15 protein-coding genes and 1 tRNA gene are annotated in these 16,398 nt (G+C 66.0%); 13 read left to right on the top strand and 3 right to left on the bottom strand.

Annotated elements, in window-relative coordinates; genetic code table 11:
* Positions 1-8: 8 nt before the first annotated feature.
* A complete protein-coding gene (locus Q8T13_14315) occupies positions 9-2,306 on the bottom strand; it encodes a DPP IV N-terminal domain-containing protein (GenBank protein ID MDP3718934.1) in 2,298 nt (765 codons plus the stop codon).
* 54 nt (positions 2,307-2,360) lie between these two features.
* On the opposite strand from Q8T13_14315, the gene Q8T13_14310 reads away from it, so the two are divergent.
* Both Q8T13_14310 and Q8T13_14305 read left to right on the top strand, forming a co-directional pair.
* Positions 2,361-3,395, top strand: coding sequence for a serine hydrolase (locus tag Q8T13_14310; protein MDP3718933.1), 1,035 nt, complete (start codon positions 2,361-2,363; stop codon positions 3,393-3,395).
* Between the two features lie 67 nt (positions 3,396-3,462).
* The gene (locus Q8T13_14305) at positions 3,463-4,131 is read left to right on the top strand and encodes a Crp/Fnr family transcriptional regulator (protein MDP3718932.1); all 669 of its coding nucleotides are present in this window, start codon (positions 3,463-3,465) and stop codon (positions 4,129-4,131) included.
* Positions 4,132-4,196: 65 nt separating this feature from the next.
* Here Q8T13_14305 and Q8T13_14300 read toward each other — a convergent pair.
* Positions 4,197-4,273 (bottom strand) — tRNA-Arg (locus tag Q8T13_14300).
* A 16-nt stretch (positions 4,274-4,289) separates the two neighbouring features.
* Positions 4,290-5,375, bottom strand: a complete 1,086-nt coding sequence (locus tag Q8T13_14295) for an ATP-binding protein (GenBank protein ID MDP3718931.1) — start codon at positions 5,373-5,375, stop codon at positions 4,290-4,292.
* 283 nt (positions 5,376-5,658) lie between these two features.
* Here Q8T13_14295 and Q8T13_14290 point away from each other — a divergent pair, with 283 nt between their 5' ends.
* From Q8T13_14290 to Q8T13_14240, 11 genes are all read left to right on the top strand, one after another.
* Positions 5,659-6,006, top strand: a complete 348-nt coding sequence (locus tag Q8T13_14290; protein MDP3718930.1) for a PilZ domain-containing protein — start codon at positions 5,659-5,661, stop codon at positions 6,004-6,006.
* 172 nt (positions 6,007-6,178) lie between these two features.
* Positions 6,179-6,508, top strand: coding sequence for a PilZ domain-containing protein (locus Q8T13_14285; GenBank protein ID MDP3718929.1), 330 nt, complete (start codon positions 6,179-6,181; stop codon positions 6,506-6,508).
* A gap of 8 nt (positions 6,509-6,516) precedes the next feature.
* A complete protein-coding gene (locus Q8T13_14280) occupies positions 6,517-7,635 on the top strand; it encodes a sigma 54-interacting transcriptional regulator (protein ID MDP3718928.1) in 1,119 nt (372 codons plus the stop codon).
* Between the two features lie 55 nt (positions 7,636-7,690).
* The gene (locus tag Q8T13_14275) at positions 7,691-8,299 is read left to right on the top strand and encodes a polysaccharide biosynthesis/export family protein (protein ID MDP3718927.1); all 609 of its coding nucleotides are present in this window, start codon (positions 7,691-7,693) and stop codon (positions 8,297-8,299) included.
* Positions 8,299-9,600 (top strand): hypothetical protein, encoded by a 1,302-nt coding sequence (locus tag Q8T13_14270; protein MDP3718926.1) that lies wholly within the window; start codon positions 8,299-8,301, stop codon positions 9,598-9,600. Before Q8T13_14275 ends, Q8T13_14270 begins: the two co-directional genes overlap by 1 nt.
* Positions 9,587-11,140 (top strand): hypothetical protein, encoded by a 1,554-nt coding sequence (locus tag Q8T13_14265; protein MDP3718925.1) that lies wholly within the window; start codon positions 9,587-9,589, stop codon positions 11,138-11,140. The genes Q8T13_14270 and Q8T13_14265 overlap by 14 nt, the downstream gene beginning before the upstream one ends.
* A 2-nt stretch (positions 11,141-11,142) precedes the next feature.
* Complete coding sequence (locus tag Q8T13_14260) at positions 11,143-12,078, top strand: AAA family ATPase (protein MDP3718924.1); 936 nt, start codon at positions 11,143-11,145, stop codon at positions 12,076-12,078.
* Between the two features lie 11 nt (positions 12,079-12,089).
* Positions 12,090-13,064 carry a CpsD/CapB family tyrosine-protein kinase gene (locus tag Q8T13_14255; GenBank protein ID MDP3718923.1) on the top strand — a complete coding sequence of 325 codons (975 nt, stop codon included), beginning with the start codon at positions 12,090-12,092 and terminating at the stop codon, positions 13,062-13,064.
* Entirely contained in the window at positions 13,054-14,442 is a 1,389-nt protein-coding gene (locus tag Q8T13_14250) for a TIGR03013 family PEP-CTERM/XrtA system glycosyltransferase (GenBank protein MDP3718922.1), read from the top strand. The genes Q8T13_14255 and Q8T13_14250 overlap by 11 nt, the downstream gene beginning before the upstream one ends.
* A gap of 71 nt (positions 14,443-14,513) precedes the next feature.
* Positions 14,514-15,377, top strand: coding sequence for a DUF3473 domain-containing protein (locus Q8T13_14245; protein MDP3718921.1), 864 nt, complete (start codon positions 14,514-14,516; stop codon positions 15,375-15,377).
* Positions 15,367-16,398, top strand: a complete 1,032-nt coding sequence (locus tag Q8T13_14240) for a FemAB family PEP-CTERM system-associated protein (GenBank protein MDP3718920.1) — start codon at positions 15,367-15,369, stop codon at positions 16,396-16,398. Before Q8T13_14245 ends, Q8T13_14240 begins: the two co-directional genes overlap by 11 nt.

Below are 16,398 nucleotides of genomic sequence, written 5' to 3'. Positions count from 1 at the left end.
TAGGCACCCTATCTGAGCGTGCCCCACTCCGGCGGGTTCTCGCCCATCAGGTGGCGGACGAAGAAGTCGAAGCGCTTGCGCTCGCCGTAATCCGCATACTCACCGCCGCGCCCCGCGTTATGTTCGGCGCCGGGGATCATCAGGTAGTCGAAGTTCCTGTTCGCCTTCAGCAACGCGTTAACCACCTGCAGCGTCGATGAGGGGTCGACGTTGGTGTCAAGCTCGCCGACGATCAGCAGAAGCTTCCCCTGCAGCTTCGCCGCGTGCTCGACGTTGGACGAGGCGGCGTACTGGGGGCCGATGGGCCAGCCCATCCACTGCTCGTTCCACCAAATCTTGTCCATGCGGTTGTCGTGGCAGCCGGCATACGACACCGCCGCCTTGTAGAAGTCTGGATGGAACAGCAGCGCGCCCATCGAGTTCTGGCCGCCGGCCGAGCCGCCGTAGATGCCGACGCGCGAGATGTCGTACCAGGGATGCTTCGCCGCCAACGCCTGGTGCCACAGGATGCGATCGGGGAACCCCGCGTCCTTGAGGTTCTGCCACGCCACGTCGTGAAACGCCTTCGAGCGGTTCGACGTGCCCATGCCGTCCATCTGCACCACGATGAAACCGAGCTCGGCTTGGGCCTGCATGCCGCTCGTGACCGAGAACGACTTGGGCGTGTGCGTGCCGTGCGGGCCGGCGTAGATGTACTCGATCACCGGATATTTCCGCGCCGGATCGAACGCCGTCGGCTTCCACACGAGGCCCCAGATGTCGGTGGCCGCGTCGCGGCCCTTGGCGACAAACACTTCGGGCGCGCGCCAGTCCGCCCTGGTCAGCGCGCTGATGTCACCACGTTCTATTTCCGCGATCAGCGTCCCGTCCGCGCGCTTCAGTTCCGCCACGCTCGCCATGTCCACTCGTGAATAGTGGTCCACGAACATCGTCATGTCGGACGAGAACTCCACTGTATGGTTGGCGTCAACCGACGTGAGCGGCGTCAGTCCGCTGCCATCGAGGTTGATGCGGTAGTAGTGCTGGAAGTAGGGATCCTTACCGGCGGTCATGCCGCCGGCGCTGAACCAGAGCTGGCGCTTCTCTTCGTCCACCTTCAGCACGTGCCGCACCGGCCACGCGCCCTTGGTGATCTGCGTCTTCACGGCGCCGGTGGCGGCGTCGATGAGGTACAGGTGGTTCCAGCCGTCGCGCTCCGACATCCACACCACTTCCTTGCCGTCGGCCAGGTCGTAGCGATAGCGCTTGCCGGCCTGCAGGGTGGCGGCCGAGCGGTTGTAGTAGAAGAAGGTCTTCGGCTCCTCGCTGATCACCGCGCGGGCCACGCCGGTCTGGGCATCCACTTCGATCACCCGGTAAACCTGGTGGCCGCGCTGGTTGTACTCGAAGGTGAAGCCGCGGCTGTCTTTCCGCCAGACGAGATCCGACAGATCGAAGGGATTGGGGAACAGGTGCGCGTCCACGGTGATCTGCTTTTGGCTGCGGACGTCGAACAACACCGGCTGCTCGAGGTCCAGCTGATCGCCAGGCTTGGCGTACTGGATCGCAAAGTGCTCAGGCTGCAACTGATCCTCGGGCGACGAGGCGACGTAGTGGACCAGGCGGCGATAGCCGGGCCGCACGCGAACCGCGGCGAGCTTGCTGGAATCGGGCGCCCACACGATTGAGGCCGCGTCGTAGTAGTTGCCCTCGGAGCCGTCGGTGCTGAGGGCGGTGCGCTTTTCTCCGCCGAAGGGGCGGATGGCGACGTTGTAGTTGTCGATGAAGGCCATCCACTTGCCGTCGGGCGACAGGCGCGGCCGCGCGGTGGCACGAGAAAGGTCGCCGCGCACCGGCCCGGTAATGCCGCGGCGGATCTCGCCGGGCGGCGGCAACTCGGGCGTGCGGCACGAGTAGTCGGCGAGCACACACGTCCAACGCGCGCCGTCGATCGTCATCTCGATCGCGCTCAGCGCTTCATTGAAAGTGAACGCCTGGAACGGCAGGCGCCAGGCGGTGTAGCTGCGGCCTGCGGCCTTCGACAGCGACTCGGCCAGCCGTGCATGATCGAACGAGGGCTGCTTCTGGCGCGTGTCGGCGTCAACGGTGATGAACTCGAACCCCTCCGCGCGCGAGCGGCGATAGTAGAAACGATGCGTGGTGCCGATCCAGGTGGGGGTGTCGGGGACCGTGATGGCGAGGGCTTCGTGCCGTTCTCGCAGTCCTTGCGCGCGTTCGTAATCGGCGGGCGTTATCTGGGCACCGGCCAGCGAGGGCAAGAACGCCAGCACGCTGGCGAGGAGTGCTGAGAATCGTGGTGAAATCATCGTGACGTCCTGTTGCGGGACATCTTAATGGAAATGCGATACTCGGCCTTGCCCATGACACGAGTGATGCTCTTCGCGGCGATTCTCATGTGCGGTCCAGCTTCAGCCGGATGGTCCCAGGGTGTTGGTCCGGCTAAAGCCGGACACTACATTGGTTTGGAATCGGCGGCCAAGGCCGGCGCCGGGCTGCCCCGGCTGCGCAGCCTGCTGGTCAGCCACCGCGGCGAGCTGGTGCTCGAGCGTTACTACGGCGGGGCGCGTGCCACGCAGACCGCCAACATCAAGTCGGCGTCCAAGAGCGTGATCGCGGCGCTCGTCGGCATTGCCGTGGCGCGAGGGCAGATCAAGGGCCTCGACCAGCCGATTGCCGACTTCTTTCCAGAGCTCGCGAAGGATCCCGAGAATCGAAAGCGCCAGATCACGATCGAGGATCTGCTGACTATGCGGTCGGGGCTGGAATCGACCAGCGGCCGCGGCTACGGCGCGTGGGTGCAGAGCCCGAACTGGGTGCGCTACGCACTCAATCGACCGTTGATCGACAAGCCCGGTACGCGCGTCGAGTACAGCACCGGAACCTCGCACTTGTTGTCGGCCATCCTCACCAAGGCCACAAAAACCAGCACGTGGCAGTTCGCGCAGGAATCGCTCGCCAAGCCACTGGGTTTCACGCTGTCGCGCTGGACCCAGGATCCACAGGGCATTTACTTCGGCGGCAACGAGATGTCGATGACGCCGCGGCAGATGGTGCGGTTTGGCGAGCTATACCTGAACGACGGCCGCGCCGGCGCCACCCAGGTCTTGCCGAAGAGCTGGATTGACAAGACTCGCGTGCCGCGCGGCAAGTCGCGGTGGGGGAGCGATCGCGAATACGGCTACGGCTTCTGGATTCGCGACCTGGCCGGCTACGACAGTTACTACGCCTGGGGCTACGGCGGTCAGTTCGTCTTTATCGTCCCCGATCTGCAGCTGGTGGTGGTCACGACCTCGCGGTCGGATGTGAGCCGCGAGCGCCGCGACCACCTCGGCGCCATCTACGATCTGGTCGAACAGGCCGTAATTCCCGCCGTTGTGCCGAAGCCGGCCGGCTGAGCTGTCGGCAAAATGCGGTGCACTTTGTTTGGTACGGTAGCGGACATTTATGGGAACATAGTTACGAATGGCCAAGAAACGTCCGGTCGCTTCCGTCCTGACGGAGTTCGACGTTCAGGCGTTCCTGATATCGGCCAAGGTGCCACAGCGCGTGGTGCGCTACGCGCGCGGCGCGTCGGTGTTTGCGCAGGGCGGCGTTGCCAACAACGTCTTTTACATCCAGGACGGCGGCGTGAAATTGTCGGTGCTGTCCACGACCGGCAAGGAAGCCGTGGTGGCCATGCTCGGGCCCGGCGACTTCTTCGGCGAGGGCTGTCTCGCCGGCCAGTCGGTGCGCATGGGCTCAGCCACCGCCATGGTCGCCAGTTCCGTGCTGCGTATTCCGAAGACCGAGATGATGCGCATGCTGCACGACCAGTCCTCGTTCTCGGACCTGTTCATCGCGCACATGCTCGGGCGTAACATCCGCATCGAAGAGGACCTGGTCGATCAGCTGTTCAACTCGAGCGAGAAGCGGCTGGCGCGCGCGCTCTTGCTGCTGGCCCGCTACGGCAAGGACGACCTGCCGCTGCGCACGCTGCCCAGGCTGTCGCAGGAAACCCTCGCGGAAATGGTGGGGACGACGCGGTCGCGCGTGAACTTCTTCATGAACAAGTTCCGCAAGATGGGCTTCATCGAATACAACGGCAAGCTGAAAATCGACAGCTCGCTGCTCAGCATCGTCCTGCACGACTAGTTTGAAGGGGGGCTTGCCATGAGCGAGCCGGTTGATTCGCGCAGCGAATCGCCCGGCGAGTCGAATGGTGCGCCCAGTAAGACTTGAACTTACAACCTTCGGCTTCGGAGACCGACGCTCTATCCAATTGAGCTATGGGCGCGTAGCTCAGCATCATATCAGACTGACTCGTGCGACGCCTCCAGCGGCACGCAGATGGCGAAGATACAGCCCTGGCCGGGCAGGTTGCGAATCTCGATCTCGCCGCCGTGCGCGCGCACGGCCTTGCGCGCGATCGACAGTCCCATCCCGAGGCCGGTACGGTCGCGGCCGCGGCGGTCGCCAAAGGTCTTGAACAGGTCGCCCTTCTCCGCCGGGATGCCGCCGCACTGGTCTTCGATTTCGACGCAGAATTGCTCTTCTTCGGCAAATGCCCTGAGCGTGACGCGACCACCGCTCGGGGTGTTCTTGAACGCGTTGTGCAGGATGTTCATGACCGCCGAGCTCAGCAACTGCGGGTCGGCGTCGACCATCAACGCAACTTCGATTGGCGCAACCGTGAACCCGACCTGCCGGTACTCGGCGTGTAACAGTCCGGTAGCGGCGATCTCGTCGATAAAGGTCGCGACCGGCATGCGCACCGTGCGGCGGACGTTGGCCACCAACCGCACTTCAGACAGGGTGCGGTCGATCAGGTCGCGCATGGCCATGAGACTGCGTCCCAGCATGGCGCCGGTGCTGCCGTTGATGGCGACGTCGCCGCGCTTGAGGGCATGAAAGGCCAGGAACGCCGTGCTCAACATGTCGCGCGCCTCGTGGGCGGTGTGGCCGAGCCGCTCGACTTCCTCAGCCTGCCGCGCCTCGCCGGTGATGCGGGCGTGTTCGGCCACGGCCCCGGCAATCGCGATGTCGAGGCAATGGTTCAGCGTCTGGAATTCCTCGTTGGTGATCGGCATGCGTGATTCCATCGCCAGTTCGGTCACCACCTGGCAGATGTCGCCGTAATCCTGGACCACCTGCGAAATGCTGTAGCCATGGCCGGTCATTTCGGCGCCGTGATGCGTGGCGGTGTTGCAAATGTCCCCGGGCAAGAACGGTTCCCCGGTCGATTCGAGGCGAAGGGTCTCGGTCAGCTGGGTCAGGAACAACGGCACACCGAACTCGAGCTCCTGGCTCGACACCGACGGCCAGGTGCGCTTCTGCACCCGCGCCCGTGCCCGTTCGATGATGGTCTGGCGCTGGGCGATTATGAAGTCATGCAGCATGGCTAAGCTCCCACGGGCGGCACCCGTCCAATGTGGGGGGGGGGCGTGTCCACAGGCTTCACGGTAGGTTGTCGCCTCCACGCGCGCTGTTCTCTTTTGAACAGCGGTCGGCCGGCCTGCGCCCAATCGGGAAACCGTGGGTTCCTCAGACGAATGTCGGCCCAGTGTGGACCTTCGGCCCCCACGACGAATGTGACGAAGGCGTGTCTCTCTATGACAACGCGAAACTCCGCCGTGGCGGACGCCTTGCACTGAGCAGGCACGAGATGGATGGCTTGCTAACGTGAAGCGTGGTGCCGGTGACCGTCGTGACCGTGTCCGCTTCGAAGTCTTCGGGTTCTTCTGGGGCACCTTCGACGTGCGCGAGGCCGCGCGGGTGCGCAACCTCACCAGTAGTGGCGCGTTGATCGAGGCGGCCGAACCCCTCGCGGTCGAGTCGATTCAGTCGATCTGCCTCACCATCGACGGGCAGCCCACCATGGCCGACGCGCGCGTGCGCCACCTGCGGCCCGAGGGCGCGCCGCCGACTCACTATCTAGTAGGCGTCGAATTCCTGTCGGTCTCATCAGCTTTCCAGGAAGCCGTTGATCGCCTGATCGCGTATCGCTCGCTGCCTACCGAACTTGCGTAACGAGCGGGCCAGCTTGGCACCGTAATCAAACCCATTCCCGGCGCGATCGCGCTTGCTGTCAAGAATCAATGCACTCTTCGGCCTCCCATTGGTGTCGGCCGCGCCAGTTGTCAGCAATTCCGCAGACTTGTGGCTCCGAAAAGTTGGCGACTTCCTTGCAGTGGAGAGGGACATGAGCGAGACCACCCCCGATCGCCGACGCGCCACACGCGCTGTCATCGCCGACACCGAATTGAGCGTGTTGGCGTTCCCGGCTCCGGTGCGCCTGATCGATATCAGCTTGTCGGGCGTGTTGCTCGAGTCCACGCACCCGGTGGGCCTCGGCACCCGGGGCACCCTGCGCTTCAACTTCGGCGGCGTGCCGTTCTCGGCCGACGTCCAGGTGGAGCGATTGACGCCGCTGGCGGCGCCGGCGGGCACCTCGCGTTTCTCGATAGGCGCGGCTTTCGTCGCGCTTCGCCGGCAGGACCAACGCGTCATCGAGCGGTTTGCGGATCAGTGAGGAATATTTTGGAAGCTACCAGTCGCGACTACGTCAGCCAGTTCAACGGCCCCATCGCCATCCGGTCAAAGGTGCACGTGCGCCTGATCGGCCGCAGCCCTCAGATCACCGCCCTGCAGGCCGAGATCGATCGCGTCGCCCGCAGCGACGCCAAGGTCTTGATCACCGGAGAGAGCGGGGTGGGCAAGGAGATCGTGTCGCGCAGCATTCACGCCGGCGGCCCGCGCTCGAACATGGTGTTCGCGCCGGTCAATTGCGCCGGCCTGCCCGAGACGCTGCTCGAGTCCGAACTGTTCGGCCACGTCAAGGGCAGCTTCACCGGCGCCTATCGCGACAAGCCAGGCAAGCTCGAGTCGGCCCACATGGGCACCGTGTTCCTCGATGAAATCGGCGAGATGACCCTGCGCATGCAGGGACTGCTGCTGCGCTTTCTCGAGACCGGCGAGATCCAGCGCGTCGGCGCCGACGGCGGCGCCCGTCACGTCAACGTCCGGATCATCGGTGCCACGCACCGCAACCTGCGCGAGATGATCGCCCAGGGCACGTTCCGCGAAGACCTCTACTACCGGCTCAACGTGATCCAGATCGCCGTGCCGCCGCTGCGCGAACGCTGCGAAGACGTGCCCGAACTGGTCCATTACTTCCTGGGCAAGTTCGTCACCGCCAACCAGTCACCGATTTCCGGGGTGGCCCCCGACGCCATGAAGGCGCTGATGGCCTACTCGTGGCCCGGCAACGTCCGCGAACTCGAAAACCTGATCGAACGCATGGTGGTGGCGGTCCAGCACGAGACCATCGAGCTGGCCGACCTGCCCTCGGAGGTGCGCGCGCAGGACAACGTGGCCTTCCGCCCGCGCCGCGAGCGCCGCCGCACCGTGGCCGACGATCTCTACACGCGGCTGACCGAACAGCGCGAGTCGTTCTGGGCGACCGTCTACCCGATGTACATGGCCCGCGAAATTACCCGCGCCCATGTGCGCGACGTGGTGCGCCGCGGCCTCGAAGAAGCCCGCGGTAACTACAAGATCGTCGCCCGCCTGTTCAACATGGAAGCGCGCGAATACAAGCGCTTCCTGAACTTCCTGAGGAAACATGACTGCCAACTGCCGTTTAAAGAATATCGATAGAAAACTAGGGTGCCTAAGGTGCTTAGGGTGCCTAAGGTGCCTGGGGTGCTTCCTGGTGCTGGTGATCGGGGCCGCGGTTAGCGCGCAGGCGCAGACGCAGCCTGCCGTTCCGCCTGCTGTCGCCGTGCCCCCTGCTGCTGCCGAGGCGGCCGCGCCGCGGCCGACCGATCCGGTGATTCCGCCTGGCTACGTGATCGGCACCGACGATGTGCTGTCGATCGTGTACTGGAAGGACAAGGACATGTCGGCCGACGCGCAGGTGCGGCCCGACGGCCGGATCGCGCTGCCGCTCATCAACGAGGTGGTCGCCGCCGGGCTGACGCCCGAACAGCTGCGCGAGAAGCTGACCGAAGAGTCCCGCAAGTACATGGAGGACGCCAACATCACGGTGGTGGTGCGGCAGATCAACAGCCGCAAGGCCTTCATCACCGGCGAGATCAACAAGCCCGGCCCCTACCCGCTCACGGCGCCGACGACGGTGATGCAGCTGATTGCCATGGCGGGCGGCCTGCGCGAGTACGCCAACAGCAAGAAGATCATCATCATGCGGACCGAGAACGGCCGGGCGATCAGCCTCTCGTTCAACTACCGCGACGTGACCTCAGGCAAGAAACTGGAACAGAACGTCGAGCTCAAGCCCGGCGACACCGTGGTCGTGCCCTGATGCGCCGGCTTGCCCTGCTCCTGGTGGTCGTCGTGCTCGCGCCGGTGTCGGCCGGCGCGCAAGGTCTGGCTGGTCCCTTCGGGGGCCTGTTCGGCCGCACGCCCGAGCGCACCAACACGGAGTTCACCGCCATTCAGTTCCGCTCGTCGGTCGGCAGCCAATACGACGACGTGCTGGTCGATGACGGCATTCCCGCGGCTCTGGCGCCACAAGACGGCGCCAGCGGCGGCATCAACGCCGGCCTGAACTTCGATCGCCGCAGCGACCGGCTGCGCCTCAACGCCTACGGGACTGGCACCTATCAGCAGTATTTCCGCGCGCCCGCGTTTGGCGCCACCTCCTACGATCTGGGCGGCCTGGTCGTCACCAAGGTAGCCACCCGGCTGTCGCTCGAGGGCTCGGGCACGTATCGGCGCTCGCCGTTCTATCACCTGCTGCCGGCGGCCTCGGGCGCACTGCCGCTGCCCGACGTGCTGGTGCCCTCCAATGCCAGTGCCAATGGCGCGCGCCGCCTCGACAACGACACCGTCGAGGGTATTGCCGGGTTCAGCAGTCCCTATACCAGGCGGTCCACGCTGAGCGCGTCGGTCTCGCGGCGCGCCACCCGCTTCTTCAACCAGCCGCTGAACAACTTCGAGTTGTGGGGTGCGAAGGGCACCTGGACGCGCAAGATGACGCGCGACGTCGCCGCCCGCATCGGCTACGGCCGTGAAGAGATCCAGCAATCGGTGGCCGGCGGCCGCTTCATCCACGAAGTGTTCGACGTCGGCATCGACCTCGCGCGCGAGATCTCGCTGGCACGGCGCACCGCGTTCAGCTTCACGACGCAGACCTCGATGGTTCGCGAAACCGGTGGCGAGCGCCGCTATCGCCTGAACGGCGGCATCAACCTGACCCGCGCCTTCCAGCGCACCTGGGCCGCGTCGGTGGCGGCCACGCGCAACACCGAGTTTCTGCCCGGGTTGCTTCAGCCGATGTTCTCAGACGGCGTCAGCGGCACCATTTCGGGCATGCTGGGCGACCGGGTCGAGTGGTCGGCCGCAGTCGGGGCGAGCCGCGGTCAAATCGGTTACGAGGCGGTTGACGATATCGTCACCTATACCGGCAACAGCCGGCTGTCGGCGGGCCTGACGCGCCACCTCGGCATCTTCGCCCAATACCACTACTACCGCTACAACCTGCCGCCCGGCAGCAGCAGTGTCGTGCTGTTGCCGCAACTGTCGCGGCAGGGCGTGTCGGTCGGCCTGTCGGCCTTCGTGCCGATTTTCACCAGAGAGAGGCAGCCTCGTGATCCCCGGTAAGCAGTACTCATTCGACACGCTCGTGCAGATTGCGCGGCGGCGCAAGTGGCTGATCGTCCTGCCGGCCCTGCTGATTGCCGGCGCCGGCGCGGCGATCGTGCACCAGTGGCCCAACAGCTATCGCTCCGAGACGCTGATCCTCGTGGTGCCGCAGCGCGTGCCCGAGAGCTACGTGCGGTCGACCGTGACGGCGCGCATCGAGGACCGGCTGCAGACCATCAGCCAGCAGATCATGAGCCGGACGCGGCTCGAGCAGATCGTCCAGGACTTCAATCTCTACCAGAAGGAACGGGCGGAAAAGCAGTTGATGGAGGACATCGTCGAGCGCATGCGCACCAAGGACATCGGCATCGACATCGTCAAGGGCGATGCCTTCCGCGTGAGCTACAACGCCGACGACCCGCGCACGGCGATGCGGGTGACCGAGCGGCTGGCGTCGCTGTTCATCGACGAGAGCCTGCGCGACCGCGAGGTGCTGGCCGAGGGCACCAACCAGTTCCTGGCGACCCAGCTGGACGAGGCGCGCCGGCAACTGGTGCTGAACGAGAAGAAGCTCGAGGAGTACCAGGCCCTGCACAACGGCGAGCTGCCGTCGCAGATGGCGGCCAACCTGCAGGGGCTGCACAACGCCGAGATGGCGCTGCAGACGATTGGCGAATCGCTCAATCGCGATCGCGAACGGCGCCTGCTGCTCGAACGCTCGGTCGCCGATATCGTCGAGGCGCCCGACACGCCGGCCGCCGGTGCCGCGGTGCCGAGCGAGATGGCCAAGACGCTGGCCGACGAACTACGCACGTCGGAGCAGGCCCTGCTGGCGGTGGAGCTGAAGCTCAAGCCCGAGCATCCCGACGTCAAGCGGCTGCGGCGCAACGTTGACGAGTTGCGCAAGCGCGTCGAAGCACAGGCCCTGGAAGGCACGCTGACGAGCAAGCCGCGGCCAGCGGTAGCCATGGACTTCGAGCGCCGCAAGCGGCTGACCAATGCCAAGGCGGAGCTCGACAACCTCGATCGCCAGCTCGACGCGAAGATCGCCGAAGAAAGCCGGCTGCGCGGCGCGCTCGCCAGTTACCAGGCCCGCATCGAAGCGGCGCCGGCGCGCGAGGCCGAGCTGGCCGGCATCACCCGCGATTACGAGACGTTGCAGCAGTCGTATCGCACCCTGCTGCAGAAGAAGGAGGAGTCGCAGATCTCCGCCAACCTCGAGCGGCGGCAGATTGGCGAGCAGTTCAAGATTCTCGACCCGGCGCGCATGCCCGAGCGCCCGGCCAGCCCCGACCGGCCGCGCCTGTACCTGATCGTGTTGTTCGCGGCGCTCGGCATGGGCGTCGCCGCCGCTGCCACCGCCGAATACTTCGACCGCGCGCTGCGGTCGGAAGCCGACGTCAAGGCGGCGCTGAACCTGATGGTGCTGGCGACCGTGCCGTATATGCGCGATGCGGTGGCCGGTGGCCGTCGCTTGCGCCGGCAGCTGGCCATGGGCCTGGGCGCCGTCACCGTGCTCACCGTGTGCGCCGCCGTGGCGTGGAGGCTGTTGCGATAGTCATGTATGAACGGTATTACGGGCTGCACGAGCGGCCCTTCGACCTGTCGCCCAATCCCCGGTTCTTGTGCTTTACGCCCCAGCACAAGGAAGCGCTGGTACATTTGCAGTACGGCCTCAGCGGCCGTCCCGGCATCACCATGCTGGTGGGCGAGGCCGGCACCGGCAAGACCACGCTGGTGCGGGCAGCGCTGCAAGCCGCGGCCGGCACCGCCACGATCGTGCACCTGTCCAATCCCACGCTGACGCGGGATGAGTTCTTCGAGTACCTCGCCGACGGCTTCGGCTTCAGCGCCGAAGCCGGGCGTTCGAAAGTGCAGTTTCTGCGCGAACTCGAACTGGCGCTGACCAGCAAGGCCGCCGATCGGCACGTGCTGGCGCTGGTCGTGGACGAAGCCCAGAGTGTGCCCTACGAGCTGCTGGAAGAGATCCGGCTGCTGACCAATGCCGAGGCCGCTTCGGGTCGATCGCTGGCGGTGGCGCTGGTCGGGCAGCCCGAACTGGCCGGCCGGCTCGACGAGCCGCAGCTGCGGCAGTTGAAACAGCGCGTCGTGCTGCGCTGCGAGCTGACGCCGCTCAGCCTCAAGGACACGGCGGCTTATGTCGCCGGCCGCATCAAGACCGCAGGGGGCGAGGCCCCCCGGTTGTTCTCGCGCGATGCCGTGGTGGCCATTCACGAGCGGTCGAAGGGCATCCCTCGGATCATCAGCGTGATCTGCGACAACGCCCTTGTGAACGGGTTTGCCGCGGACCAGAAGCCCGTCGGCGCCGGGACGATCTTCGAGGTGTGCCGCTCGCTGTCGTTCGGCGCACCCGACACGCCGGCGGTCCCGGCCGACGAGTTCATGCGCGAACCCGTGCCCATGCCCATGCCCGCGCCCGCGCGGGCCCCGATGTTTGCGGGCGTTACGCGCCCCCGCCGTTTCTCGTTTTTCTAAGGCTGCCGACCATGACACGACTCAGTGAAGCCCTCAAGCGCGCCGCCGACACGTCGGCCGACAGCGTGATGTTTCGAGACGATGCACCGGCGCCCGCGTGGCAGTTCCCGCTCGACGAGCGGGTGGCCGACGTGCCGGCGGCGATCCCTTTCATCGCTCCGGTGATCGCCCCCCTCGTGGCACCGGTTATTGACACGCCGATCGCGGCGGCACCCTCGCCGGCCACGCTGGCCTCGCGATTTGATCCCGCTGAGCGCAGCCGGCTGGTCATTGGCGATGCCGAGTCGGCGCTGGTGGAGCAGTATCGCCACCTGGCGGCGGTGCTGCATCACGCCCAAAGCGCGTCGGGTTACCGCAGCGTGATGGTGACGAGCGCCTTGCCCTCCGAAGGCAAGACGCTGACCGCCACCAACCTGGCCCTCACCCTCAGCGAGTCGTACCAGCGGCGGGTGCTGTTGGTGGACGCCGACCTGCGGCGCCCGCGGATCAAGGATCTGTTCGGCCTGCCCGATGGCCCGGGACTGACCGACAGCCTGAACAGCCCGGGCGGTGGCCAGCTGCCGGTGCATCAGATCACGCCCACCCTGTGGGTGCTGACGGCGGGCCGCGCGACCGCCGACCCCATGAGCACGCTGGTGTCGGGGGCGATGAAGCAACTGCTGGACGAGGCGCGCGATGCGTTCGACTGGGTGGTGGTCGATACGCCGCCGATCGCGATCCTGCCCGACGCCAACCTGCTGGCGTCGATGATCGATACGGCGCTGCTCGTGGTCAGCGCGCAGTCCACGCCGTACCCCATGGTGCAGCGCGCAGCGCAGGCGATTGGGCCGTCGCGCATTCTGGGCGTGGTCCTGAACCGCGCCGAGCAGTCGGGCATGCCCTCGGGGTACGGCTACTACGCGCGCAGCGGGGCCGTGGCACAGGAACAGCGGCCGCGCTGGTCGCGGTGGTTTGGCAAGGGTCGGGGCGTGCCCCATGTTCAGTAGAGCCTGGCGATCGGTGGTCCTGGTCAGCGGCGAAGCCCTGCTGCTGATTGCTGCGGTGATTATCAGCAGCTTCGTGGTGGCGGGCCCGTACGCCTGGCAGTTGCTCACCGACAACACGGCGGTGTTACGGGTGATGCTGGTGGTGCTGGTGTGCCAGGTGTCGCTGCACTACGTCGATCTCTACGACCTGCGCACCATCACGAGCGTCCGCGATCTGGCGGTGCGCATCGTGCGGGCCATTGGCGCGACCTCGCTAATCCTGGGCATCACTTACTGGCTGTTCCCGCTGCTGGTGGTCGAACAGGGCATGTTTCTGCTGTTCGCCGCGCTCGCCCTGCTGCTGGTCATTGCCTGGCGATCGGCCTTCGAGTGGGTGACCAGCCACCTGGCCCCGCGCGAGCGGCTGTTGCTTGTGGGCACCAGCCCGGCCGCGGTCACGCTGGCGCGCGAGTTGTTCGAGCGACGCCACGAATTCGGCGTTGATATCGTCGGCTTTGTCGATCCCGATCCGGCCCGGGTGGGCGCACCGGTGATCAATCCCGGCGTGGTGGGAACGATCGACGACATTCCCGCTCTCACCGCCAGCTTGCGGGTGGACCGGGTGGTCGTCAGCCTGTCGGACGAACGCGGCAAGCTGCCCATGGGCCAGCTGCTCGACGTGCGCCTGCGCAGCGGCGTGGCGTTCGATCACCTCGCCTCGGTTTACGAGGAGTACACCGGCAAGATTGCCCTCGAGAACCTGCGCCCGAGCTGGCTGATCTTCTCGGCCGGGTTCCGCAAGACGCGCACGCTGCTGGCGGCCAAGCGCGCCTTCGACATCGTCGCCGCGGTGTCCGGCCTGATCCTGGCGTCGCCGTTGATGCTGATTGCGGCGATTGTCGTGAAGCTCGAATCGAAGAACGACCCGATCCTGTACCACCAGGAGCGGGTCGGCCTCAACGGCCAGGGGTTCACCATCCACAAGTTCCGCACCATGCGGACCGATGCCGAAGCCCGGACCGGGCCGATCTGGAGCGGTGCCAACGACCCCCGCGTCACGTCGGTCGGCCGGTTCATGCGCAAGACGCGGCTCGATGAGATCCCGCAGTTGTGGAATGTGCTGTGCGGCGAGATGAGCCTGATCGGTCCGCGACCCGAGCGGCCGTCGTTCGTGGCGCAGCTCACCGAGCAGATTCCGTTCTACGGCCAGCGCCACGTCGTCAAGCCGGGACTGACCGGCTGGGCGCAGGTGCGCTACAGCTACGGCGCCAGCGTCGAAGACGCGATCGAGAAGATGCAGTACGACCTCTACTACGTCAAGAACCTGTCGATGCGGTTCGACCTCGTGATTGCGCTGGAAACGGTCAAGACCGTCCTGCTGCGGCGGGGTGCGCGGTGAGCCCCGGCGGTGACCGGCGGGGCCCCGGCCGATGGCCGGGCCTGGACCGGCGGCAGCCCAAAGTGAATGCGATGAGTGTGGACGTCGAGGACTACTTCCAGGTCTCGGCGTTCGAACGGGTGGTGACCCGGGCGCAGTGGAGCGGTTTCGAAAGCCGGGTGGTTGCCAACACCCGCAACCTGCTCGCCGTGTTCCAGGAGCATGGCGTCAGCTCGACGTTCTTCGTGCTGGGTTGGGTGGCGCAACGATTTCCCTCCCTGGTGAGAGAGATTGCCGAACTCGGTCACGAGGTGGCGTCGCACGGCTATCACCACGAGTTGGTCTACGCGTTGACGCCGGCGCAGTTTCGCGAGGATGTGCGGCGCGCCAAGCAGACGATCGAGGACGTATCCGGCCGCGCGGTGCGGGGCTACCGCGCGCCCAGCTTCACGGTGACCAAGGCCAGCCTGTGGGCGCTCGACGTGCTGATCGAAGAAGGGCACGACTACGACGCCAGCATCTTCCCGATTCATCACGACCGCTACGGCATCGCCGACGCGCCGCGCCATGCCCACGTGATCGAGCGGCCCGCCGGGCGCATTGTCGAAGTGCCGGGATCCACGGCCCGCGTCGCCGGCACCAACCTGCCCATCGCCGGCGGCGGCTACTTCAGGCTGTTGCCGTACGCCTGGACGCGATGGGGCATCGGTCATGTCAACAAGACCGAGCGTCAGCCGGTCACCTTTTATCTGCATCCGTGGGAGATCGACCCGGATCAGCCCAGGTTCCAGGTGTCTCGCATGACGGCGATGCGCCACTACACCGGCCTCGGCGCCACCCGCCACCGGCTCGATCGCCTCTTGACCGAGTTTCGTTTCGACTCGATCGCATCCGTGCTGGCGCTGCGGGCCACCACCATCGGCAGTCATGCCCCCGGATTGGCTTATGCGCGCTGAACTGACCGTAACCGCGGCAACACCCGCGGATCGCGACGACTGGCAGCAGTACGTATCATCGGCCCACGATGAAGCCGGATACCACGACTGGGGATGGCGCGACGTTTTCAAGCGCGCCTTCGACCACGACTCGATCTACCTGATCGCGCGTCGCGACCGCGTCGTGACCGGAGTGCTGCCGCTCGTCGAAATCAAGAGCTTGCTCTTTGGTCACACCCTCACCTCGCTGCCGTTCCTGAACTACGGTGGGGTGCTGGCCGACGATGTGGCGAGCGGGCAGGCGCTGGTGGCGGCGTCACGTCGCGAAGCCGAAGCCAGGCATTGCCGTCACGTGGAACTCCGTCACGTGACGGCGCAGTTTCCCGACCTGCCCTGCAAGCAGCACAAGGTCTCGATGCGGCTGCCGCTGGCGCCGGGCATGTGGGAGGGGCTCGACCGCAAGGTGCGCAACCAGGTACGGAAGGCCGAGAAGTCCGGGTTGACGGTGGACCGCGGTGGCGCCGAACTGGTTGACGACTTCTACGCCGTGTTCGCGCGCAACATGCGCGATTTGGGTACGCCGGTGTATTCACGGCGCCTGTTCGAGGAAGTGTGCGGCGTGTTTCCCGACCGCGCGACGATCCACGTGGTGCGGCTCGACGGGCGTCCGGTCGCGGCCGGCCTGACCTATCGCACCGCGCGCATGACGCAGTTGCCGTGGGCATCGTCCATCCGCGACTACAACGCGCTGTCGCCGAACACGTTGCTCTACTGGGACGCCATCCAGTTCGCGGGCGAGGCCGGCTGCGCGGTGTTCGACATGGGCCGCTCAACCCCGAACGAAGGCACCTTCAAATTCAAGCAACAGTGGGGCGCCGAACCGTTGCCGCTCCACTGGGAGTACCAGCTGAAGTCGGCGCAGGCCCTGCCGAACGTGAGCCCGGCGAACCCGAAGTTCCAGCTGGCCATTGCGCTCTGGCAACGCTTGCCGCTGGCGCTGACCCTCCGCGTCGGCCCGATGATCGTCCGGGCGATTCCTTAG

The organism is Acidobacteriota bacterium (assembly GCA_030697165.1).
Taxonomy (GTDB): Bacteria; Acidobacteriota; Vicinamibacteria; order Vicinamibacterales; family UBA2999; genus 12-FULL-67-14b.
Note: the sequence above shows the minus strand (reverse complement) of the source record. Positions and strands in the feature narration are given on the sequence as shown.